Origin of the sequence: Blautia difficilis (genome assembly GCF_014297245.1) — a bacterium.
GTDB classification, from domain to species: domain Bacteria; phylum Bacillota; class Clostridia; order Lachnospirales; family Lachnospiraceae; genus Blautia_A; species Blautia_A difficilis.
On sequence record NZ_JACOQG010000017.1, the window covers coordinates 12,227 to 33,278 of the forward strand.

Annotated in this window: 19 protein-coding genes and 6 tRNA genes; 19 read left to right on the forward strand and 6 right to left on the reverse strand. The window is 41.6% G+C overall.

Features of this window, described 5'->3' with window-relative positions:
* Positions 1-155: 155 nt before the first annotated feature.
* The 3 genes from H8Z82_RS10815 (at position 156) to H8Z82_RS10825 (ending at position 3,666) form a co-directional block, all read left to right on the forward strand.
* Complete coding sequence (locus H8Z82_RS10815) at positions 156-1,082, forward strand: cation diffusion facilitator family transporter (RefSeq protein ID WP_186995141.1); 927 nt, start codon at positions 156-158, stop codon at positions 1,080-1,082.
* Between the two features lie 124 nt (positions 1,083-1,206).
* Positions 1,207-2,232 (forward strand): hypothetical protein, encoded by a 1,026-nt coding sequence (locus H8Z82_RS10820; RefSeq protein WP_186995109.1) that lies wholly within the window; start codon positions 1,207-1,209, stop codon positions 2,230-2,232.
* A 33-nt stretch (positions 2,233-2,265) separates the two neighbouring features.
* A complete protein-coding gene (locus tag H8Z82_RS10825) occupies positions 2,266-3,666 on the forward strand; it encodes a phospholipase D-like domain-containing protein (RefSeq protein ID WP_186995110.1) in 1,401 nt (466 codons plus the stop codon).
* Positions 3,667-3,752: 86 nt separating this feature from the next.
* Here H8Z82_RS10825 and H8Z82_RS10830 read toward each other — a convergent pair.
* Together H8Z82_RS10830 and H8Z82_RS10835 are read right to left on the reverse strand one after the other, a co-directional pair.
* Positions 3,753-3,823, reverse strand: a tRNA-Trp gene (locus H8Z82_RS10830).
* 156 nt (positions 3,824-3,979) lie between these two features.
* Positions 3,980-4,067: transfer RNA gene (locus H8Z82_RS10835), tRNA-Ser, on the reverse strand.
* 159 nt (positions 4,068-4,226) lie between these two features.
* On the opposite strand from H8Z82_RS10835, the gene epsC reads away from it, so the two are divergent.
* The 5 genes from epsC to H8Z82_RS10860 all read left to right on the forward strand — a co-directional run bounded on the left by epsC (position 4,227) and on the right by H8Z82_RS10860 (position 5,586).
* Positions 4,227-5,153, forward strand: a complete 927-nt coding sequence (gene epsC, locus H8Z82_RS10840; protein ID WP_186995142.1) for a serine O-acetyltransferase EpsC — start codon at positions 4,227-4,229, stop codon at positions 5,151-5,153.
* Positions 5,154-5,279: 126 nt separating this feature from the next.
* Positions 5,280-5,350, forward strand: a tRNA-Gly gene (locus tag H8Z82_RS10845).
* Between the two features lie 3 nt (positions 5,351-5,353).
* A tRNA-Gly gene (locus tag H8Z82_RS10850) sits at positions 5,354-5,426 on the forward strand.
* 13 nt (positions 5,427-5,439) lie between these two features.
* A tRNA-Gly gene (locus H8Z82_RS10855) sits at positions 5,440-5,510 on the forward strand.
* A 3-nt stretch (positions 5,511-5,513) separates the two neighbouring features.
* A tRNA-Gly gene (locus H8Z82_RS10860) sits at positions 5,514-5,586 on the forward strand.
* 143 nt (positions 5,587-5,729) lie between these two features.
* Here the strand turns inward: H8Z82_RS10860 and H8Z82_RS10865 are convergent.
* Positions 5,730-5,945 (reverse strand): DUF378 domain-containing protein, encoded by a 216-nt coding sequence (locus H8Z82_RS10865; protein WP_025581288.1) that lies wholly within the window; start codon positions 5,943-5,945, stop codon positions 5,730-5,732.
* Between the two features lie 235 nt (positions 5,946-6,180).
* Positions 6,181-7,239, reverse strand: a complete 1,059-nt coding sequence (locus H8Z82_RS10870; protein WP_186995111.1) for a DUF5067 domain-containing protein — start codon at positions 7,237-7,239, stop codon at positions 6,181-6,183.
* Between the two features lie 201 nt (positions 7,240-7,440).
* Between H8Z82_RS10870 and H8Z82_RS10875 the strand changes: the two genes are divergently transcribed.
* The 3 genes from H8Z82_RS10875 to H8Z82_RS10885 are packed head-to-tail and all read left to right on the forward strand — an operon-like array spanning position 7,441 to position 9,331.
* Entirely contained in the window at positions 7,441-8,364 is a 924-nt protein-coding gene (locus tag H8Z82_RS10875; protein WP_186995112.1) for an alpha/beta fold hydrolase, read from the forward strand.
* Positions 8,365-8,375: 11 nt separating this feature from the next.
* Entirely contained in the window at positions 8,376-8,825 is a 450-nt protein-coding gene (locus H8Z82_RS10880) for a hypothetical protein (RefSeq protein WP_186995113.1), read from the forward strand.
* Positions 8,822-9,331, forward strand: a complete 510-nt coding sequence (locus tag H8Z82_RS10885) for a VanZ family protein (protein ID WP_186995114.1) — start codon at positions 8,822-8,824, stop codon at positions 9,329-9,331. Before H8Z82_RS10880 ends, H8Z82_RS10885 begins: the two co-directional genes overlap by 4 nt.
* Before the next feature lie 168 nt (positions 9,332-9,499).
* Here the strand turns inward: H8Z82_RS10885 and H8Z82_RS10890 are convergent, their stop codons facing one another.
* Positions 9,500-10,291: a sirohydrochlorin cobaltochelatase gene (locus tag H8Z82_RS10890; protein WP_186995115.1), complete on the reverse strand. Its 792-nt coding sequence runs from the start codon at positions 10,289-10,291 to the stop codon at positions 9,500-9,502.
* A gap of 277 nt (positions 10,292-10,568) precedes the next feature.
* Between H8Z82_RS10890 and H8Z82_RS10895 the strand changes: the two genes are divergently transcribed.
* The 6 genes from H8Z82_RS10895 (at position 10,569) to H8Z82_RS10920 (ending at position 17,175) form a co-directional block, all read left to right on the forward strand.
* On the forward strand, positions 10,569-11,678 hold the full coding sequence (locus tag H8Z82_RS10895; protein WP_186995116.1) for a glycoside hydrolase family 172 protein: 1,110 nt from the start codon (positions 10,569-10,571) through the stop codon (positions 11,676-11,678).
* A gap of 61 nt (positions 11,679-11,739) precedes the next feature.
* The gene (locus H8Z82_RS10900) at positions 11,740-12,687 is read left to right on the forward strand and encodes an AraC family transcriptional regulator (RefSeq protein WP_186995117.1); all 948 of its coding nucleotides are present in this window, start codon (positions 11,740-11,742) and stop codon (positions 12,685-12,687) included.
* Between the two features lie 125 nt (positions 12,688-12,812).
* Positions 12,813-14,477, forward strand: coding sequence for an alpha-glucosidase (locus H8Z82_RS10905; protein WP_186995118.1), 1,665 nt, complete (start codon positions 12,813-12,815; stop codon positions 14,475-14,477).
* 276 nt (positions 14,478-14,753) lie between these two features.
* Positions 14,754-15,707 carry a diacylglycerol/lipid kinase family protein gene (locus tag H8Z82_RS10910; protein WP_186995119.1) on the forward strand — a complete coding sequence of 318 codons (954 nt, stop codon included), beginning with the start codon at positions 14,754-14,756 and terminating at the stop codon, positions 15,705-15,707.
* Between the two features lie 103 nt (positions 15,708-15,810).
* The gene (gene thyA / locus H8Z82_RS10915) at positions 15,811-16,659 is read left to right on the forward strand and encodes a thymidylate synthase (RefSeq protein ID WP_186995120.1); all 849 of its coding nucleotides are present in this window, start codon (positions 15,811-15,813) and stop codon (positions 16,657-16,659) included.
* 24 nt (positions 16,660-16,683) lie between these two features.
* Complete coding sequence (locus H8Z82_RS10920) at positions 16,684-17,175, forward strand: dihydrofolate reductase (RefSeq protein ID WP_019160958.1); 492 nt, start codon at positions 16,684-16,686, stop codon at positions 17,173-17,175.
* A 122-nt stretch (positions 17,176-17,297) separates the two neighbouring features.
* Here the strand turns inward: H8Z82_RS10920 and H8Z82_RS10925 are convergent, their stop codons facing one another.
* Positions 17,298-18,323 (reverse strand): branched-chain amino acid aminotransferase, encoded by a 1,026-nt coding sequence (locus H8Z82_RS10925; protein ID WP_026076903.1) that lies wholly within the window; start codon positions 18,321-18,323, stop codon positions 17,298-17,300.
* Positions 18,324-18,518: 195 nt separating this feature from the next.
* Between H8Z82_RS10925 and H8Z82_RS10930 the strand changes: the two genes are divergently transcribed.
* Positions 18,519-19,817, forward strand: a complete 1,299-nt coding sequence (locus H8Z82_RS10930; protein ID WP_186995121.1) for a 5-bromo-4-chloroindolyl phosphate hydrolysis family protein — start codon at positions 18,519-18,521, stop codon at positions 19,815-19,817.
* Between the two features lie 32 nt (positions 19,818-19,849).
* A complete protein-coding gene (locus H8Z82_RS10935; RefSeq protein ID WP_186995122.1) occupies positions 19,850-21,028 on the forward strand; it encodes a toxic anion resistance protein in 1,179 nt (392 codons plus the stop codon).
* The last annotated feature ends 24 nt before the right edge of the window (positions 21,029-21,052 follow it).

The following is a 21,052-nucleotide window of genomic DNA, read 5'->3' on the forward strand; positions in this document are numbered from 1 at the left end:
GAAAGGAAATATGTTTTCTGACTGTGACGCAATGTATGTGACATAAGAAGAACCTGTAAACTCAAATATAGGAAAGTACAAAAACTTATATATTTGAAAAGAAAATTTAGGAGGTCCTGGTTATGGAACAGACAAAAAAATTAAACATGACATCAATGTCAGAAAAGACAAACAGTAACACGACAACTAAGAAAGAAGAGCCTGCATGGGAACATAAGGTAGCCATGAAGGTATCGGGTGTGAGTATTGCAGTAAACCTGTTACTTTCCTTATTTAAATTACTTGCCGGAATTCTGGCACATTCAGGTGCCATGATTTCAGATGCGATTCATTCAGCATCTGATGTGGGAAGTACTTTCGTAGTAATAGTCGGTGTGAATTTATCCAGCAAAAAATCCGATAAGGAGCATCAGTATGGACATGAGCGGATGGAATGTGTATCTTCCATTATTTTGTCCGGGTTACTTCTGGCAACCGGTATCGGAATCGGTATGAATGGAATTGAGAACATTATTAAGAGTACTTCAGGAGCAAGCATTGCAATTCCCGGAACATTGGCACTGATTGCGGCAGTTGTTTCTATTGTAGTGAAGGAATGGATGTTCTGGTATACGAGGAGTGCTGCGAAGAAAATAAACTCTGGCGCACTGATGGCAGATGCATGGCATCATCGTTCAGACGCAATGTCCTCTGTTGGTGCATTTATCGGTATCCTGGGTGCGAGACTTGGCTTCCCGATTCTGGATCCGATTGCCAGTGTGGCAATCTGTGTACTGATCGTGAAAGCATCTGTAGATATTTTCAGAGATGCAATTGATAAGATGGTTGATCATTCCTGCGATGAGGCAACAGAAGAGAGCATGAGAGAAGTGATCCTGGGAGTGAAAGGCGTGAAGGGAATCGACCTTCTCCAGACACGACTTTTCGGTTCCAAGATGTATGTGGACATTGAAATCTCAGCAGATGGTGAGATTCCACTAGATGAGGCACATGACATTGCAGAAAATGTTCATCATAGTATAGAGAAGAATTTTAAAGACGTAAAACACTGTATGGTTCATGTGAATCCGGTGAATGAGTAATTTACTTCAAATAAGATATCCGTACTTAGCAGTTGTTCTGATTGCAAAATCTATCCTATGGAGTTACAATGACAATGCGGCAAAGTAAGTCAGACACAGGATAGATTAAGGAGGCTAGACAACAATGAATGAAGGAGAAGAAGTCAGAAAGGGGAAGTCTGTATTCAGATCAGTGATATTGCTGATGGCAGTGGTGCTTGCAGTTATGGCCGGAAATACCGGAATTTATGCTGCTCAGGCTGAGAAAGTAAACGGAAATGGTACCACAGAGATGGTTAATCCAACGGTAACACCGGATCCGGACATAACAACAACACCCACAACAACACCCACAACAACACCCATAATAACACCGGAAGTGACACCAATTGTAAAGAAGGGGCTTTTGAAAGAGGGAAATTCCTATCGCTATTATGTCAATGGTAAAATGGTTACAAATACCTGGAAGAAGGTGAAAAACCATTATTATTGGTTCAAGTCCAATGGAAAAGCTGCTGCAAATGGTTATTATAAAGTGAAGGGTGTATATTATGTTTTTGATGAAAAGGCACGCAGACTTTCCCCTGCTAAAAAAGCAGTAGTAAAGGTAAAAAATATCAGCTATTTTGTAGATACAAAGGGCAGAGCTGTCAAAGGCTGGAATGAATATAAAAATAAAATGTATTATTCATATTCCAATGGAAAATGTGCGGTAAATACAAAAATAGATGGAATTAAAGTTAATAAAAACGGGGCGGCAGATCTTACTCAGGCCAGAGAGATGCTGGAAGCAAAAAAGTTTATTGCAGCGCATACCACTAAGAATATGAATAACTATCAGAAACTTCGTGCCTGCTTTAATCATATCATGTGGTATACCAGATATACTCCCTGGAAACGCCCCACGGAGGCTGAATTCAAAACACAAACATGGGTATATAAATACGCCTTGGATATGTTTCAGACAAATCTTACCGGAAATTGCTATGGCGTAGCCAGCTGTCTGGCAGCAGTTGCCAAAGAATTGGGCTATGAACCTTATGTGATCACTGCTTTGGAGGATCATGCTTTTGTTATGATCAATGGCCTTTATTATGACAATATGTATGGAACCCTCTTTGGTTCACCTACTCATCCCTATTATCATTTACGACAGAAAATTAGATTTTAATCGAATCAAAAAACTATAATAAGGATATATTGAATGAAGAAATTATTTAAAAAAGTGGGAAAAGCAATTTTGCTTTTTCTGCTGATCGTGGTGGTGGTAAATGTACTTTTACCTCTTTTTTGCAAGAAACCGGACAAAGAATATGCGGAAAATCTGAGAAAGACAGAATTTACAGCAGAGACAACAGGTACAGAAAAGATTTGCTGCATTGACGATAATGAAGAAGCACTTTTGTGGAGGCTTCGGATGATCGGTACTGCCAGGGAGAGTATTGTATTATCTACCTTTGATTTACGTGCAGATGAGAATGGCACCAAGCTTCTGGCTGCTCTGAATTGCGCTGCGTCAAGAGGCGTAAAGATTCAGCTGTTGATCGATGGAATCTATCAGCAGCTGTTTTTGGCTGGAAGCAGTGACTTTCAGGCTCTGTCATCATATGACAATGTGGAAGTGGGTGTTTACAATCCGGTGACACCAGCCAATCTGTTTAAGGTAAACTATCGTATGCATGACAAATATCTGATTGTGGATGAGAAAATGTACCTGTTGGGTGGACGTAACAGCAATGATATTTTTCTGGGAGATCAGACAAAGGGCATTAACGTAGACAGAGATATTCTGGTATATGATACATCCGGAGGACAGGGAGAATCACTGCAACAGATTGAGGATTATTTTCATAAAATCTGGAAGGAAAGCTGTGTGAGTATCAAAAAAGGAAAAAAATCTTCCAAAGATACAGATGCTTACAGGCACATGGAAGAAATTTATGCAGCCCTGCTGAAGAAGTACAATGACATAGAAACCTACCGTGCATGGGAAAAAGATACCATAGAAGTAAATAAAATTACGCTGATCCATAACGAAACCCAGGCAGAGCGAAAGACACCTCAGGTTCTACAGGCAATTCAATATCTTTCTGAAAATGCAGATCACGTAACAATACAGACTCCCTATGTAATCTGTAATAGCTATATGTATAATGTGCTGCAGGGAATTTCAGATCATGGGAAACTGCAGATCGTGTTAAATGCAGTTGAAAAAGGTTCCAATCCATGGGGATGTACGGATTATCTTAATCAGAAAAAGCGGATTTTGGAAACGGGGGCAGATGTGTATGAATTGATGAATGACTATCCGGTTCATACAAAAGCTGTGTTGGTGGATGATCGTCTGTCCGTAGTGGGTTCTTATAACCTGGATATGCGAAGTACTTATCTGGACACAGAGCTGATGCTGGTTATTGACAGTGAAAAACTGAATCAGCAGATTCGTGAAACAGAATCAGATTATATGGAAAAAAGCAAAGAGGTACTTGCAAATGGTCAGGAAACCGAAGGTGCAAAGTACCAGGGGAAAGTACTGGGCTGGAAGAAGAAATTATATTACGGTATGCTCAGGATTATTATCCGGCCGTTGCGGCAGCTGCTCTAGAGCCTTTTTCAAACACGCTCTAGAGTGACAAAAACGAAAGTGCTCGAAAGCCAATGAATACAAGGCTTTCGAGCACTTTTTGAGAGCAGGGGATGAGAGAATCGAACTCCCACCAAAGGTTTTGGAGACCCCTATCATACCATTTGACCAATCCCCTATGAACTTATATGTAAATTTCGTTTACTGTTGCAATTATACATATAAAAGCAACGATTGTCAAGGCTATTGTGCATTTATTATTATAAATATTTTTGATAATTGGATAGAAGAATGGAAATAAAAAATCCTGCTACAGAGCAGGAAAAGATAAAAGCGGAGATGGAGGGATTTGAACCCTCGCACCGGTTACCCGGCCTGCCGCATTTCGAGTGCGGTCCCTTCAGCCTCTTGGGTACATCTCCATATTAAGATGAAAAACAGTTCCGCAACGTAATCGGAACTGTTTTTCATTATATAAGGAATCTGCGAAAAGGTCAATTCTTTTTTTATTGACGAATTGGTTTTACTGTAATAAGATAATAACAAAATGCAGTTGTAAGGAAAGCAAACAGGTGATGATCATGACAGACAAAAAGAAAACAATTCTGGAAGCTGTGGATAGGCTGACAGATACTTACCGTAAGGAAGAACTTTTTCTGGGAGAAAACAGAAATCCTCTTCCAAATAAGAAAGAAATTATTGATTTTATTAAAGATATGAGATCCGTTATTTTTCCCGGATATTTTAGTGTGGATTCCAGTGCCAGTGTGTTTCCGGAGCATTATGTGGCATATCGCCTGAATGATCTGTATGACTGCTTGCAGGAACAGATTAAGGTTGCGTTTTTATATCAGGGTGAGCCTGTGCAGCAGGCACAAGAACGGGCAGAGCAGATTACAGAGCGCTTTTTTGTAAGTGTACCGGATATTCAGTCCATGCTTCTTACTGATCTGCAGGCCGGCTTTGACGGTGACCCTGCGGCAAAGAGCAAGGAGGAAATTATTTTCTCATATCCAGGATTTTATGCAATCTATGTATACAGACTTGCCCATGTTCTCTATCTGGAGAATGTGCCGTTTATCCCCAGGATCATGTCAGAATATGCACATGGCTATACAGGGATTGATATTAATCCGGGTGCGACCATCGGAGAGTATTTCTTTATTGACCACGGAACAGGCGTTGTAATTGGTGAAACGACAGAAATCGGAAGGAATGTAAAACTGTATCAGGGTGTGACACTTGGGGCACTTTCTACCCGCCAGGGACAATTGCTTGCCAATGTGAAGAGACATCCGACAATTAAGGATAATGTAACGATTTATTCTAATTCTTCTGTGCTTGGCGGAGAGACTGTGATCGGAGAGAATACGATCATCGGAGGTAACACTTTTATTACAGAATCTATTCCGGCAAATACCAAGGTAAGCGCCAAGAGTCCGGAGCTGGTGATTAAGAAGCCCAGAAGTGCTGTGGAAGCTACCAATGTATGGGATTGGGATAATTAAAATTGTACCAGATGTCAATAAAATATAAAAAATACAAAAAAATTAAAAATAGTGTTGACAAATGCTTTTTCATAAGCTATACTAAAGTCCGTTGATGCGTAAGAAATGTATCAACGGCACCAAAATGCGGGTGTAGTTCAATGGTAGAACACCAGCCTTCCAAGCTGGATACGTGGGTTCGATTCCCATCACCCGCTTATGCGATAGTGGCGTAGTTGGTAACGCGCGACCTTGCCAAGGTCGAGACCGCGGGTTCGAGCCCCGTCTATCGCTCTTAACTGAATATGCGGGTGTAGTTCAATGGTAGAACACCAGCCTTCCAAGCTGGATACGTGGGTTCGATTCCCATCACCCGCTTACGCGATAGTGGCGTAGTTGGTAACGCGCGACCTTGCCAAGGTCGAGACCGCGGGTTCGAGCCCCGTCTATCGCTCTTAGGACTTCGGATTTTCCGAAGTCCTTTTTTCTTTTAAGAACCACTATAAAAGAACTGCGGCATATCCATTTGATAAATATGCCGCAGTCCGTTAGGAAGGATTATAGTATAGAATTATAATTTCAGATGTCGGCTTGTACTCAGGATTGTTCTGAGATAGTGTCGGAATCACCGTAAAAGGTCAGAAGATAGAGTCCGCAGATTCCAACCAGACCATATACGATTCTGGAAACCCAGCTCATGCTTCCGAAAAGGAGAGCGACCAGGTTCAGATTGAAAAAACCAATCAGTCCCCAGTTAACAGCTCCTATAATGGCGATAGTCAGCGCCGTATATCTTAAACATTTGCTTCCCATAAGTCACCATCCTTTCATAACCTGTCGCTGTATACAGCTTTTACAGGAATCATAAAGCCAGTACACCGTTTTCGAATAATGTACTATACATTTCATATTGTTTCACGGAAAATAAAAAATATACACAGCTTTCAAATTTGATTTTGAAAAACTGTGTATATTATTTTTTTACTGATAAGTTAATGTTTATAACTTAGAGATATGATTGGTGTTCACTATCATCTCTATTGCTCAGCTATTTTACTTTAAGAATCTGTTTTGCAGTTGCATCTTCGTCAAAGGAATATGCTTCCTGTGCCTGAACGGTGACATCACTTTCATCTGTCAGTGTAAATGCCTGACATACATTTACAGTCTGTCCCGGCTGGATTTCAGCTGTATAATGATCAATTGCATCATCATTATTCTCTGGAATAGCAGCCTCACAGACTTCGCCATGCTGGTAAGCTTTCAGACTTACATCAACCATAGCGCTGGAAGTACCGGATGCACGATTGGTATAATCATAGTAAATCATAACACAGGGATTTCCTGCAAAATCCTTGGTTACTGTGTGCTTTTTGTATTTTATAGTAAATTTGTCAGTGGTCAGATCCAGAGTATCGCTTTCGGAAGCTTCTGGTACAGAAGCTGCATCGGATCCATCGGAGCTTCCCATATTGTTGATGGAATTATTAACTTCTTCTTCAACATTTTTGAAATTCGCAGACATAATTTTTACAGTTTCATCATCCAGGGAAACAATTTTCCAGCCTTCGTTTGTTTTGATCACCGGATAAGTGATGTCTGTTTCAGAATATTCGTCCGTTTTACTTTTCTTTGCCTTTTCATTCAGAATAGTGGCAAGCTGTTTTTGAGTTTCTTCTTCTGTAAGCTTATTGCCTGCATAAGCACTGGAAACAATCTGACGGAGAAATTCAGTAATGGTTTCTTTGTAAATACTGGTACCGTCAATATATTTAATGTGGGCGGTAATAGAAGCAGTGCCATCCTGGAGCCTGAAACGGTTTCCGGTGATTTTATAGGTCATTTTTTTGTTGATGGCTATAAAGAAATCTGTATATGCGGCATTGCGGATGTCTGCATTGTCCAGGGCTGAAAGATCGCTGCTCTGAAGCATGGATTCCATTGTATTAAAATCCATTTTCTGCATACTGGACAGAAATTTTTCTGCTGCTTTCTTGGGCTGCTGGCGCTGATAAAAATAGAATCCTGCGCCTCCTGCAATTGCAAGAACCAGAATGATAATAAAAATAATCAGTCCAATATGGCTCTTTTTTGTGTTTTTACTCATAGTTCCTCCTGATATTAGGATGGGTTGCTGTTCTCAGTAACCCATGATTAATATATACGTAATTTCATTATAGCAGAAGAAGTTGACAATAGCAAATATCTTACCTATAATTACGGTAACCAATAATTAGCGTAAGCAATAATTACAAAAGGTAAATCTGGCTGTGTGCAGGCAGATTATTTTATGGAGAGGAGTGGGATTATGAGGTATGAAGGAGCTTTTTTGTCGGAAGCAGATGGGCTGAGTATTTCCACGGCAGCTATGATTCCTGACCAGAAACCATATAGAGCAGTAGTACAGCTTGTTCATGGCATGAGTGAGCATAAAGAGAGATATTTTCCGTTTATGGAATATCTGGCAGGGCTTGGTTATCTTGTAGTGATCCATGACCACAGAGGACATGGCAAAAGTGTAAAAGCTGTGGAGGATCTGGGATATACTTATGGAGGGGGCGCTCAGGCGATGCTGCGGGATATTGGAACTGTAAACCGCAGACTGAAAGCAAAGTATCCGGATCTGCCGTTGATTCTTATGGGACATAGTATGGGGTCTCTTGCAGTCCGTGCCTTTGCGGCAAAACACGATAGCTGTATGGATATGTTGATTGTCTGTGGTTCACCAAGCTATAATGCGGCCTGGCCGTTAGGAGTAGCTATTGCAAAGACTGAGAAAGCATTATTTGGACCGCACCACAGGAGCAAGCTGATCGAGACTCTATCTTTCGGAAGTAGTGTCTTGAAGTTTCGCAAGGACAAAAACTGTACTGCCTGGATTTGTTCAGATCCTCAGGTGGCCAGGGAATATGAGGATTCCCAACTTTGCGGCTTCACTTTTACAGATGATGGATATCTGGCTTTGTTTGAACTGATGAGGCGGGCATATGATGTGGAAAGTTTTTCCTGCACAAATCCGTCTATGCCGGTGCTGTTTATCAGCGGAGCAGAGGATCCCTGCCTGATTAATGTGAGGCATTTTGCCAAAACTGTAAGGGCAATGCGCAGGGCTGGATACAGGGATGTAAAGGGAAAGCTTTATCCGGGAATGCGTCATGAGATTCTCAATGAGATCAATAAGGAACAGGTTTACAGAGATATTGTAGCTTATATGCGTAAGAAAGGATTTTAAGGAGACTGATTATGGAAGAACAGAAAAATGAGAATCTGCCGGAGGAGATTCAGGCAGAGAATTTAACAGAAGAGGATAACGGGGAACAGGAAAAGGCTTCCGGAAGACGGATGCTTCTCTGGGGACTGGCAGGAATCTATCTTCTGTATACAGGATTTAGTCTGTGCAAAGGTTTTATCAATGGTGAAGAAGGAAGTCAGATGGGATTTATGATTGCAGGAATTGCATTTCTGGCCATTGGAGCAGGACTTATTTTTGCAGCTGCCAGAAATGCATTAAAGTCTGGCAAGGTGAAAGAACTGAAGGAAGCAGGAGAAGCAGCTGGCAGAGCAGGTACAGAAGCTGCAGCAGGCGGAGAACTGAAATCAGAAGACAGACCACTGACAAATCATTCTATGAGTATTGCCCAGAGAGCAAATCTGACTCAGAGGCTTGCAGATGAGGAGACTGAGAAGGAATGAAAATAGTGATTGCATTGCTGAAACCATTTTCCTTTGTGCCGGCTATTTTGATGATGTTTCTGATTTATTCTTTTTCTGCACAGCCCGGAGAAGTTTCAGGTGATCTTAGCTATAAGATTAGTTATACGATTGTTGAGACCAAGAACGAAGTGTTGAATGAAGGAAAAGGTTACGATGAGTTATCATATGAGGCTGATGGTATTCACTATTATGTGAGAAAAGCTGCACATATGACAGAGTACTTTTTGCTGGCAATTGCAATTTCCTTTCCTTTATATGTGTATGGTGTGAGAGGAATCTGGCTGATGCTCCTTGCTGGAATTGTTTGCGTGGGTTTTGCAGGACTGGATGAATATCATCAGTCTTTTGTGGATGCCCGTACACCTTCCGTGAAGGATGTTGGAATAGACAGCACCGGTGCATTTATCGGAATACTGCTTGTGCAGGCTTTTTGTTGGTCAGTGCTCAACAATCCGAATAAAAAGAAAAGAAAGCGCAGTCGCTGAGGCAGGAGACAGAAATTCTGCCTGGCCAGATTGAAATCGTGAAATTAAGAAAAAACTGTGGGCATTCTGTTATAAAAATATAAACAGAATATCCACAGCTTTTTTATTTCCATAATCTGTGAAGATGAGTTTAAGCTTACATTTTTACGGAAAATCTGATCCGCAGGGTTAAATACGGTCCAGTCCTTCTCTGGTATGGCGGATAAAGATATTTCGGATCTCCTGGATCTCGCCAAGACCTTTCAGTGTGCAGGTGACGGAATATCCTTCTTTTTCCAGAATGCTTTTCCAGGAATTAGCGTCCTCTCCGGACATATCATTGTTTGCATGATCTCCGGCAACGATCATAAAAGGTGCCAGATGAATGTGGGCAGGATGTAATTCTTTTAATTCATCAAGAAAATGTTCAATACAAAAATTTCCTTCAACAGTTCCCATGTGCATATTGGAATAGCCGAAATCCTTAAATAACTGATCCATCTCAGGATAGAGTTCATTGGCGACATGTTCTGTTCCGTGTCCCATAAATAAGAGAACTTCGTCAGCTTCCGGATGATATTCTCTGACCATAGCCTGACAGACTTCCTCTTTATCCTGCTTTGAAACCATCAGAGAATCACAGATAATGACAGAATTAAAATCCGCTTTATGAGCCAGAACTTTCTCTTTCATGGCATCACACTCAAATCCGGTGATCACGTAGGTCGGCTGTACGATCACATTTTGGATTCCGTCTGTCTTGAGTTGTGTCATTGCTTCATCAATATCCATGATATGGATCCCGTCCCGCTTCAGAAGTTTGGCACGGATACGTGCACTGGTCCATGCCCGGTATATTGGATATTCCGGATATGCGTGATGCAGATCAGATTCGATCTGTTCAATTGTCTTTTTTCGTGTTTCTGCATAACTTGTACCAAAACTGATAACAAGAATTGCTGTTTTTTCAGATACCCCCATTTTAGATCTCCTTATAGTAAGTATAGTTACAGTTACCTTTGCATAATCAATCCATCAGATATCTGTTCTATTATACAGGGGAAAATGTGGAAACTCAAGCAAAAACCTATTTTTGCTCAAGGAAAGAACGCATGTTTACTTCCGGTATTATATGTGCTAAAATATAGCCATGGGTAGTAGAAAAAGATAAAAGTATCCGTGAAGAGGCAAGAAGCCCCCACTTCAAAATCTGGGATTTAAGTGGTGGGAGCATGTCACAGTATCAGGAGGAAAAACTATGTATCAGTCATTTAAAGGTGGACTTGGCGGTATTGCACTGGCAAAGCATGGCAGAAGCCGTGCAATCAATGCTGAGAATCCTCATGGAGAAAAAGGAAAAGGCGGAATGGCAGCCAGTCATCTGGGACCATCAAGAAAAGGAAGTCCTTGTCTGAGTAATATTGAGCCGGGTGCAATTGTAACTCTTGCAGAGATGGAAGGTCCGGGAGAAATCAATCATATCTGGATTACAGTGGATAACAAGACAACAGATGCAGATTGTTTTGTATTGAGGGATTTGGTTATCCGTATGTACTGGGATGATGAAGAGTATCCATCAGTAGAAAGCCCGCTTGGAGACTTTTTCTGCTGCGGGTTTGGCAGAGAATGCAGTGTAAATTCTGTACCGATGGCAGTAGTGCCAAACAGAGGATTTAACTGCTATTTTCCAATGCCGTTTAAAAAGAAAGCGAAGATTACATTGGAGAATCAGCATGCAAATAAAATCCCTGCATTTTTCTATCAGGTAGATTACTGTCTGTATGATGAACTCCCGGAGGATATTACTTATTTCCATGCACAGTGGAGACGGGAACGTCTGACAGAGAAGCAGAAGGATTATACAATTCTTGATGGAGTAAAGGGAAAAGGACACTATGTAGGAACTTATATTGCACTTACTACCTTGGAACGTTACTGGTGGGGAGAAGGCGAAGTGAAATTCTACATTGACGGAGATGAGGAATATCCTACAATCTGCGGAACCGGTACAGAAGATTATTTCGGAGGCTCCTGGAGTTTTGCAAAGCAGGTGGACGGAAAAACTGTGGAGCAGAATTATAATACACCATATCTGGGATATCCGTACTATTCCGCCCATGATGAGCTGATCCATAACTTCTATCATAATGATGACTGCCCTCCAATGAGAGGATTCTACCGCTGGCATATCCAGGATCCAATCTGTTTTGATGAGGATCTGCGTGTGACAATCCAGCAGATAGGGGTTGGATACAGAGGATTATTCGAGCGTCAGGATGATGTGGCAAGTGTTGCGTATTGGTATCAGACACATCCTCATGCACCGTTTGCACCATTAATGTCAAAGGAAGACAGATGGCCCAGATAAAACAGAGGTATAAGGCAGCAATAAGCTTTCATCTGTTTACGGACAACAGGAGGCGTACTTCGTGCAGAATCAACAACCATCAACTTTAAAGGAAATCCGTGTCCATGGTACTCGGGATTTTCCTTGTGCTTTTTATCAGACAGGCACAAAAACGAAAGGGAATATGGTAAAGCATCATTGGCATGAGGAAGTGGAGCTTCTGTATTTCTCAGGGGGAGAATTTTGCCTGGAAGTCAATATGGAGCGTTTTTATATTTCAGAGGAATGCTTTTATTTTATTAATCCCGGAGAACTTCACAGTATATCTGTTGAAAAGAATGGCGGGTGTGTGGAAAATGCATTGGTTTTCCATATGGATATGTTTCGTTCGGTATATTCACTGGATCAGATTCAGACTAACCTGATCCAGCCGGTCCAGATAGGCAGCATTCAGTTTCCCAGATGCCTGCGTAAGGAGGATTCGGCATTTGAACTGGTAAAAAAATCCTATAAAGAAATCAGAAATGTATTTGGCGGAGATTCTTTTCCGGATAATTATTATGACGGTGCGGCAGTTACAGATGATATCACCAGGCAGTTATTTATCAAATCAGCATTGCTGCGGATTTTGGCAGTTCTGTCTGTGAATAATCTGTTTGAGGTAACGGAGAAGAACCATGACCACAGGATTGAGACGATCAAGACCACACTGACTTACATACAAGAGAATTACAAAGAGAAAATTTATATCCGTGATCTGGCAGGGCTGATAGGGATGAATGAACAGTATTTCTGCAGATTTTTCAAGAAAGTAATCGGTCGTTCACCAATGGAATATGTGAATGAATACAGGATAAAAAAAGCAATACACTATCTGAAGGAATCAGATCTGACGGTTACGGAAATTTGTCTGGAATGTGGATATAACAATTTGGGGAATTTTCTGAAGGAGTTTAGAAAATATACATCAACAACGCCGCTGCAGTACCGCAAACGTTCTTTGGATGAAATAGAGAATGCTGATAAATAGAATGCACAAAAGTCAAAATATCGTATTTTTATATCAAAATAGGATAAGACAGTTTCTGTGAATCCTGATAAAATCGTATTTATTGAAAAAGAGAACTTGGATAAAAATACAGGAGGATTTTTGCAATGACAAAGAAATGGTGGAATGAAAAGGTTGCTTATCAGATTTACCCGAAGAGTTTCTATGATACCAATGGTGATGGAATTGGAGATCTGAGAGGTGTTATTGAGAAACTGGACTATCTGAAGGATCTTGGAATTGATATTATCTGGCTTTCACCCTGCTATCGTTCTCCGTTAGCTGATCAGGGATATGATATTTCTGATTATTATGATATTGATCCACGATTTGGAACTATGGATGACATGGATGAGCTGATCGCTGAGGCAAAGAAGAGGGATATGTATATTCTTATGGATCTGGTGGTAAACCATTGCTCAGATGAACATGAATGGTTTAAAAAGGCCTGTCAGGATCCGAATGGAAAATATGGAAACTTTTTTTATCTCCGTGATAAAAAAGAGGGAGAATTGCCTACGAACTGGAGATCCTATTTCGGAGGTTCGGCGTGGGAGGACTTGCCCGGAACCAATAAGCAGTATCTTCACTTATTTCATAAAAAACAGCCGGATCTGAACTGGGAGAATCCGGAAGTAAGAGAAGAGGTTTATAAAAACATTAACTGGTGGCTGGATAAAGGGTTGGGCGGTTTCCGCATTGATGCTATTATTAATATTAAGAAAGCCCTTCCACTCCATGATTATGAGCCTGACCGTGAGGATGGTCTGAGCAGTATCCATAATATGCTGGCTGAAGCGCAGGGAATTGGAGAATTTCTGGGAGAGATGCGTGACCGCACCTTCAAAAAATATGATGCTTTTTCAGTAGGCGAAGTTTTTAATGAGAAACCGGAGGAGATTCCTGATTTTATTGGAGACAACGGATATTTTTCCAGTATGTTTGACTTTGCAGAAACGATCTGTGGAGGCTCTGAAAAGGGATGGTATGACTGCAGACAGATCACACCGGATGAGTATAAAGCATGCTGCTTTGGCACACAGAGAAAAATCGGGGATATTGGTTTTGTTTCCAATATTATTGAGAATCATGATGAACCCCGTGGTGTCAGCAGATATATCCCGGAGGGTGACTGCTGTGATGCAAGTAAGAAAATGCTTGGTGGTCTGAATTTTATGCTTCGCGGAATTCCCTTTATCTATCAGGGGCAGGAGCTTGGAATGGAGAATGTGAAGTTTGAATCCATTGACCAGGTAGATGATATTTCCACATTAGATGAATATAAGGTTGCTTTAGATGCCGGATGTACACAGGATGAAGCTCTGAAGGTGGTTTCCAGATTCAGCCGTGATAATGCCAGAACCCCAATGCAGTGGACAGACGGTGAAAATGCTGGATTTACAACAGGTAAACCATGGCTGAGGGTAAATGAAAACTATAAAAAAATCAATGCTGAAAGCCAGATCAATGATCCGGATTCTGTAAGAAGCTTTTATAAGAAGCTGATCGCACTGCGCAAAAATCCGGAATATAAAGAAACTGTTGTATATGGCGCTCTGGAACCGGTATGGGAAGAAGTGCACAATCTGATGGCATATTATCGCAAAGGTGACAGAACTCTTCTTGTAGTGGGTAATTATCAGAAAGAACCACAGACAATCGAACTTGCAGGAGAGTATAAGAAAATTCTGATCAATAACTATGATCATGCAGCTGTGTCTGGAAATAAGATAGAACTGCAGGGGTATCAGTTCCTTGTTCTTGAGATGTAATATGATGTAATATACTTTAGAGTCTGTATCACAGGCATTTTACGGAAAATATAAATAAAAGAGAACGAAAATTCAGTTTTGGCAGGAAAGTTGGATTTTCGCTCTCTTTTTATATTATACGAGGATACCACGTTGCTAGGAACGGAGTGAACAGCAACTAATATGGTGCGGGACGGATTTCGTAATTGACAAGTCTTGTATGTGGGAGGTAAATATTGTATAGTATAAGTATTCGGATTTACAGGAAAATACGATTGGGTATGGCAGAGAGGGATAATGAGAAAAATACAGATTATTGTGAATAACGGAGCGGGAACCGGACAGGCACACAGGGTATGGAATGAAACTCAGTATCTGCTTCGGGGGTACAAAATAAAATATGCCGCTTATATGACAAAATATCGGGGACATGCTACAAAACTGGCAGAGCGTATTTCATCAATGAAAGGTGAGGAGCCGGTTTACCTGCTGGTGGTAGGTGGAGATGGCACGATTAATGAAGTACTAAACGGTATTACAGATTTTGAAAAAGTACGTCTTGGAGTGATTCCCACAGGTTCGGGAAATGATTTTGGCAGAAATCTAAATCTACCCAAAGCACCAAAGGAGAGCCTGAAGGAAATATGCGCCTGTATCAAAAAGGATCAGAGAGGGGAAAAACTCCTCAGGATTGATTTGGGGCAGGTAAGCTGGGAAGGCTGTAAGAAGCCACGGATTTTTGGAATCAGTTCCGGTCTTGGGCTGGATGCCCTTGTGTGCAAAAAAGCACTTCATTCCAGACTGAAACAGGTTTTGAACCGTTTCCATATGGGTAAGCTTACATATCTTGCATTGACAGTGCAGTCTCTTTTTACCATGGAAACGGCAAATGGAAAAGTGATTACAGAACATGGGGGATTTATTCTGCCTGGGATGATCTTTGCAGCAGCTATGAATCTTCCTGCTGAAGGCGGAGGTGTTCCCATGGCACCTCATGCATCACCACAGGATGGGCGTTTGTCTCTGAGCAGTGCAGCAGGAATTGCCAAGTGGCAGACCTTTTTTCTGCTTCCACTACTGGTTGCGGCAAAGCAGGAACATATTAATGGATTTAATATCAGAGACGAAAAAGCGTTCCGGTTGATTCTGGACAAACCCATGGTACTCCATGCAGATGGGGAATACTGCGCAGATGTGACGAGAGTAGAATTCCGGTGTTTGGAGAAGAAGCTGTGGCTGCTGCATGAATAAGCGGTATTACGAAAGTACAGTTGAGTATAAAAGCCAGAAATGCTATAATGCAGTGAAATATGCAAAACAGTAGAGAAAATAAAGAATATGGGAGTGTGGAAAAATGAGTTACGCAGATGATGTATTTATAAAAATGTGCCAGGATATCCTGGAAAATGGGACAAGTACTGAGGGAGAAAAGGTACGTCCGGTTTGGGAGGATGGGACTCCGGCATATACGATCAAGAAATTTGGGGTGGTAAACCGATATGATCTGAGAAAGGAATTTCCGGCAATGACGCTCAGACGTACAGCCTTAAAGAGTGCTATGGATGAAATCCTCTGGATCTGGCAGAAGAAATCCAATAATATCCATGATCTTAACAGCCATATTTGGGACAGCTGGGCAGATGAGAAGGGTTCCATTGGGAAGGCTTATGGATACCAGCTTGGTGTGAAGCATCAGTATAAGGAAGGCATGATGGATCAGGTGGACAGGGTAATCTATGATCTGAAGAATAATCCCTTCAGCCGCAGGATCATGACAAATATTTATGTGCATCAGGATCTCCATGAAATGAAGCTGTACCCCTGTGCATATTCTATGACCTTTAATGTGACACAGACACCGGGGAGCGATAAGCTGACTTTGAATGCAATCCTCAATCAGCGTTCCCAGGATATTCTTACAGCAAATAACTGGAATGTATGTCAGTATGCACTTCTGCTTATGATGATGGCACAGGTATGTGATATGGAGGCAGGAGAACTGCTTCATGTGGTGGCTGACTGTCATATTTATGACCGCCATATTCCGGTAGTAAAAGAAATGATCAAGAGAAAACCTTATCCGGCACCTATTGTGAAACTGAATCCGGAAGTGAAGGATTTCTATCAGTTTACAACAGATGATCTGATCGTGGAGAATTATGAAACATGGCCGCAGATTAAAAATATTCCGGTGGCCATCTGATAAATTAAGAGAGGAAAAAATAAAATGAATGTTATCGTAGCAGCAGATAAGAACTGGGGAATTGGCAAGGATAATAAACTTCTTGTAAGTATCCCGGCAGATATGAAGATGTTTCGTGAAGAAACCAGTGGAAAAGTAGTCGTTATGGGAAGGAAAACTCTGGAAAGTTTTCCAAATGGACTGCCACTGAAAAACAGAACCAACATCGTGATCACCAAAAATAAAGACTATGATGCAAAAGGTGCGATTGTAGTACACAGCATTGAAGAAGCACTGGAAGAGGTTAAGAAATATCCTTCAGAGGATGTTTACTGTATCGGCGGTGACAGCATATATACACAGATGCTTCCATACTGTGATGTAGCCCATGTGACAAAAATTGATTTTGTTTATGAGGCAGACAGTCATTTTCCGGATCTGGATGAAGACGAGGAATGGGAGATCACAGCAGAAAGCGATGAGCAGACTTATTTTGACCTGGAATATCAGTTCGTGAAATACGAGAGGAAAAAATAGAAGAAACAAAGCAGAGCTGGAAAAACCAGTGATGTAAAAGAAAAAATATCCCGTAGAATGTGCTCAAACTAATTCTGCGGGATATTTTTGTAATAGTTAACTGTTCAGCAGTCAGCTGTTATTTATTCAATAACTTTCAGCCATCCTTCCGGTGCCTGGATGCGGCCCATCTGGATACCTGTTAATGTGTCGTAGAGCTTCTGGATAACCGGACCCATTTTCTCCATTCCGCTTGGGAAGCAGATTTCCTTGCCGTGGTCAACAATCTTTCCGACAGGAGAGATAACTGCAGCAGTACCGCAGAGACCACATTCAGCGAAATCCTTTACTTCATCAAAGTATACTTCTCTTTCTTCAGCTTCTAATCCAAGGTATTCCTTGGCAACATAGATTAAGGAACGACGTGTGATAGAAGGAAGGATACTGTTGGACTTCGGTGTGACAACTTTACCGTCTTTTGTAACGAAGATAAAGTTAGCACCGCCTGTTTCTTCTACTTTAGTACGTGTAGCTGCATCAAGATACATGTTCTCATCGAATCCGTTCTTGTGAGCATCTACGATTGCATGTAAGCTCATTGCATAGTTAAGACCAGCTTTGATATGACCTGTTCCATGAGGTGCAGCACGATCGAAATCACTGACACGGATTGTAATCGGTTTAGCGCCGCCTTTGAAGTATGGTCCTACAGGTGTAGTGAATACACGGAACATATATTCGTCAGCTGGCTTCACACCGATAACAGGGTTGGTACCCATCATATATGGGCGCACATATAATGTAGCTCCTGAGCCATATGGAGGAACATATGCTGCATTTGCTTTTATTGTCTGTACGATGGCATCAACGAAACGGTCTTCCGGGAATACCGGCATTTCAAGCCTTTTTGCTGAATTTGCCATACGCTCTGCATTTAAATCAGGACGGAAAGTAACAATATGTCCGTCTTCTGTTGTGTAAGCCTTCATTCCCTCGAAAACAGTCTGTGCATACTGGAATACACCGGCACACTCATTTAATGTTACGTTAGGATCTGTAGTGAGTTCACCTGCATCCCATGCACCGTCTTTGAATTTAGATACATAACGATAATCGGTCTGTACATAACCGAAGCCTAAGCTGCCCCAGTCCATATTCTTTTTTTCCATAATATCAATTCCTCCGTTCACATTCATTACTTTGTGTAATTTATCTCTTTACCATTGTAAAACTTTTGACTGCTAACTTCAATGGGGAATTTGATTTTTTGGATTTTTTTTGTTCCTGTTTGTACTTTGCTTTCCGCGTGTTGCTTTTTAGACAGGATTTCGCTATAATAAATAGCAGAAATATGGGAGGGAAAAATGAGTAATCAAAATTTGAATCAATTTGGAGAGTTAGGGGACAGACTTAAAACCATCATTGATGACGGCGTGAACTCCCAGGACTATCAGAAAATGACAAAAGAAATAAAAAATACAGTAAATGACGCAGTAAATCTGGCAGTGAATACAGCAGTAGAGACCGGAAGCACAGCCATTAAAAATGGCCTGGATAATGTGTTCGGAAATGGAAATACCAATACCGGGATGCAGACAGAACAGCAGAAGACCAGAACACAGGCTTTTGAGGAAAAGCGAAAGCAGGAGCGTGCGGCACAGGATGCTGCCAGATCTCAGGCAGATGGGAAAAAGGAAATGCCTGCTCTTTATGAGAAAATGACAGGTGTCCGTGTGAAGGGGCTGCTTATGTCTGTTACAGGAGGAATCCTGGCCAGCGGAATGGGACTGGGATGTCTGGTTTTGGGAATTTTCGGTACAGTAGCGAAAATGAATTCCATAGTAGCCGGCGGTATTGGCTTTCTGGCAGCAGGAGCTGTTATCGGCGGTGGCTTTCTGGCAGCAGGCGTGAGCAGACTGGGAAGTCTGAACCGTTTTCAGAGATATCAGCAGACACTGGGAGATCATACCTATTCTAATTTTGAACAGTTATCCATTGCTGTTGACAAACCCGTGGATTTTGTAAAGAAAGATATCAAAAAAATGATAGCCAGAGGCTGGTTTCGTCAGGGACATATTGATAATCAGGAAACATGCCTGATCACAAGTAATGAGACATACAGACAGTATACAGTCACACAGAATGCACTGGAGCAGAGAACACAGGAAGAACAGAAAAAGCAGGCAGAGGCAGACTGGCTCAGGCAGAATACTGCTCCTGAGGTACAGGAGATTCTGGATAAGGGAAATGATTATCTGAAAAAGCTGGGAGAATGCAATGATGCAATTCCCGGTGAGATGATATCAGCCAAGATTTCCAGAATGGAGCTGATCGTGAAACGTATTCTGGAGCGTGCCCAGGAGCATCCGGAAATAGTGCCGGACCTGAAAAAAATGATGTCCTATTATCTGCCAATTACAGTGAAGCTTTTGAATGCATATGTAGATATGGATAAGCAACCAGTGCAGGGAGAGAATATTCAAAATTCCAAAAAGGAAATTGAAGAATCTCTGGATACCTTAAATCTGGCTTTTGAAAAACTGCTGGATTCTATTTTTGAGGATACAGCTATGGATGTATCCAGTGACATTTCTGTATTACATACTTTGTTGGCACAGGAAGGGCTGACAGAGGATGATTTCAACCGTATGAAGAAGCAATAACATCAAAAGCATAATAGAAAAGGAGAGAACTTATGGGAAACGAAATGCAGGATTTTGAAAAAGCAAATTTAGTATTGGAACCAACAGAGGCACCAACCTTAACATTGGATCCTGATCTGGGAGAAACAGAACCAACAGCCGTTTCCGTGCCGGAGCCTGAAAAAAAGCAGGAAGTAAAAGCAAAAATGCCGGCCCTCTCTCCGGAAGAGCAGAAAATGGTAGATGATTTTGCTGCTAAGATCGATATTACCAACACAAACCAGATTCTTCAGTATGGAGCCGGAACCCAGAAGAAAATGGCTGATTTTTCAGATGCAGCTCTGGAAAATGTAAAGACTCAGGATCTGGGCGAGGTTGGGGATCTGATTTCAAGCGTAGTTGGAGAATTAAAGGATTTCAGTGCCGAGGAGGAAAATAAGGGCTTTTTTGGATTTTTCCGCAAACAGACCTCCAAGATTGAGAATCTGAAGAACAAATATGACAAAGCCGAGATAAGTGTGGGCAAAATAACAGATGCCCTTCAGGAGCATCAGGTACGCCTTCTGAAGGATTCTGCAATGCTGGATAAAATGTATGACCAGAATTTGAGCTACTTTAAAGAGCTGACCATGTATATTGCTGCTGGAAACCAGAAGCTGGAAGCAACCAGAAATGGTGAACTGGCAGAATTGAAGAATAAAGCAGCTTTATCAGGACAGCCGGAAGATGCTCAGGCAGTCAGGGATCTGGAGGAAAAATGCAATCGTTTTGAAAAGAAGCTTCATGATCTGGAGCTTACCCGAACTATCGCTATGCAGACTGCTCCTCAGATCCGTCTGATCCAGAATAATGACACAAGTATGGTAGAGAAAATCCAGACAACGATTGTGAATACCATTCCTCTCTGGAAAAGCCAGATGGTTCTTGCACTGGGAATTGCTCATTCAACAGAAGCGGCTCAGGCTCAGCGCCAGGTAACGGATCTGACCAATGAGCTTCTGAGAAAAAATGCAGAAACCCTTCATACAGCCACTGTAGAGACAGCCAGGGAATCTGAGCGTGGTATCGTAGATATTGAAACTTTGCAGAAAACCAATGCAGATTTAATACAGACCCTGGATGAGGTGATCCGTATTCAGCAGGAAGGCCATGAGAAACGGCGGGCTGCTGAGGCAGAGATGCGTCGTATGGAAAATGAGTTGAAGGACAAACTGCTGGAAATCCGAAAATAAAGTAATTGTTTGAAAGCCAGATGA

Coding starts and splice junctions, on each gene's coding strand:
- H8Z82_RS10815 (WP_186995141.1), top strand. CDS start 156: ATGTCAGAAAAGACAAACAGTAACACGACAACTAAGAAAGAAGAGCCT.
- H8Z82_RS10820 (WP_186995109.1), top strand. CDS start 1,207: ATGAATGAAGGAGAAGAAGTCAGAAAGGGGAAGTCTGTATTCAGATCA.
- H8Z82_RS10825 (WP_186995110.1), top strand. CDS start 2,266: ATGAAGAAATTATTTAAAAAAGTGGGAAAAGCAATTTTGCTTTTTCTG.
- epsC (WP_186995142.1), top strand. CDS start 4,227: ATGACAGACAAAAAGAAAACAATTCTGGAAGCTGTGGATAGGCTGACA.
- H8Z82_RS10865 (WP_025581288.1), bottom strand. CDS start 5,945: ATGGGAAGCAAATGTTTAAGATATACGGCGCTGACTATCGCCATTATA.
- H8Z82_RS10870 (WP_186995111.1), bottom strand. CDS start 7,239: ATGAGTAAAAACACAAAAAAGAGCCATATTGGACTGATTATTTTTATT.
- H8Z82_RS10875 (WP_186995112.1), top strand. CDS start 7,441: ATGAGGTATGAAGGAGCTTTTTTGTCGGAAGCAGATGGGCTGAGTATT.
- H8Z82_RS10880 (WP_186995113.1), top strand. CDS start 8,376: ATGGAAGAACAGAAAAATGAGAATCTGCCGGAGGAGATTCAGGCAGAG.
- H8Z82_RS10885 (WP_186995114.1), top strand. CDS start 8,822: ATGAAAATAGTGATTGCATTGCTGAAACCATTTTCCTTTGTGCCGGCT.
- H8Z82_RS10890 (WP_186995115.1), bottom strand. CDS start 10,291: ATGGGGGTATCTGAAAAAACAGCAATTCTTGTTATCAGTTTTGGTACA.
- H8Z82_RS10895 (WP_186995116.1), top strand. CDS start 10,569: ATGTATCAGTCATTTAAAGGTGGACTTGGCGGTATTGCACTGGCAAAG.
- H8Z82_RS10905 (WP_186995118.1), top strand. CDS start 12,813: ATGACAAAGAAATGGTGGAATGAAAAGGTTGCTTATCAGATTTACCCG.
- H8Z82_RS10910 (WP_186995119.1), top strand. CDS start 14,754: ATGAGAAAAATACAGATTATTGTGAATAACGGAGCGGGAACCGGACAG.
- thyA (WP_186995120.1), top strand. CDS start 15,811: ATGAGTTACGCAGATGATGTATTTATAAAAATGTGCCAGGATATCCTG.
- H8Z82_RS10920 (WP_019160958.1), top strand. CDS start 16,684: ATGAATGTTATCGTAGCAGCAGATAAGAACTGGGGAATTGGCAAGGAT.
- H8Z82_RS10925 (WP_026076903.1), bottom strand. CDS start 18,323: ATGGAAAAAAAGAATATGGACTGGGGCAGCTTAGGCTTCGGTTATGTA.
- H8Z82_RS10930 (WP_186995121.1), top strand. CDS start 18,519: ATGAGTAATCAAAATTTGAATCAATTTGGAGAGTTAGGGGACAGACTT.
- H8Z82_RS10935 (WP_186995122.1), top strand. CDS start 19,850: ATGGGAAACGAAATGCAGGATTTTGAAAAAGCAAATTTAGTATTGGAA.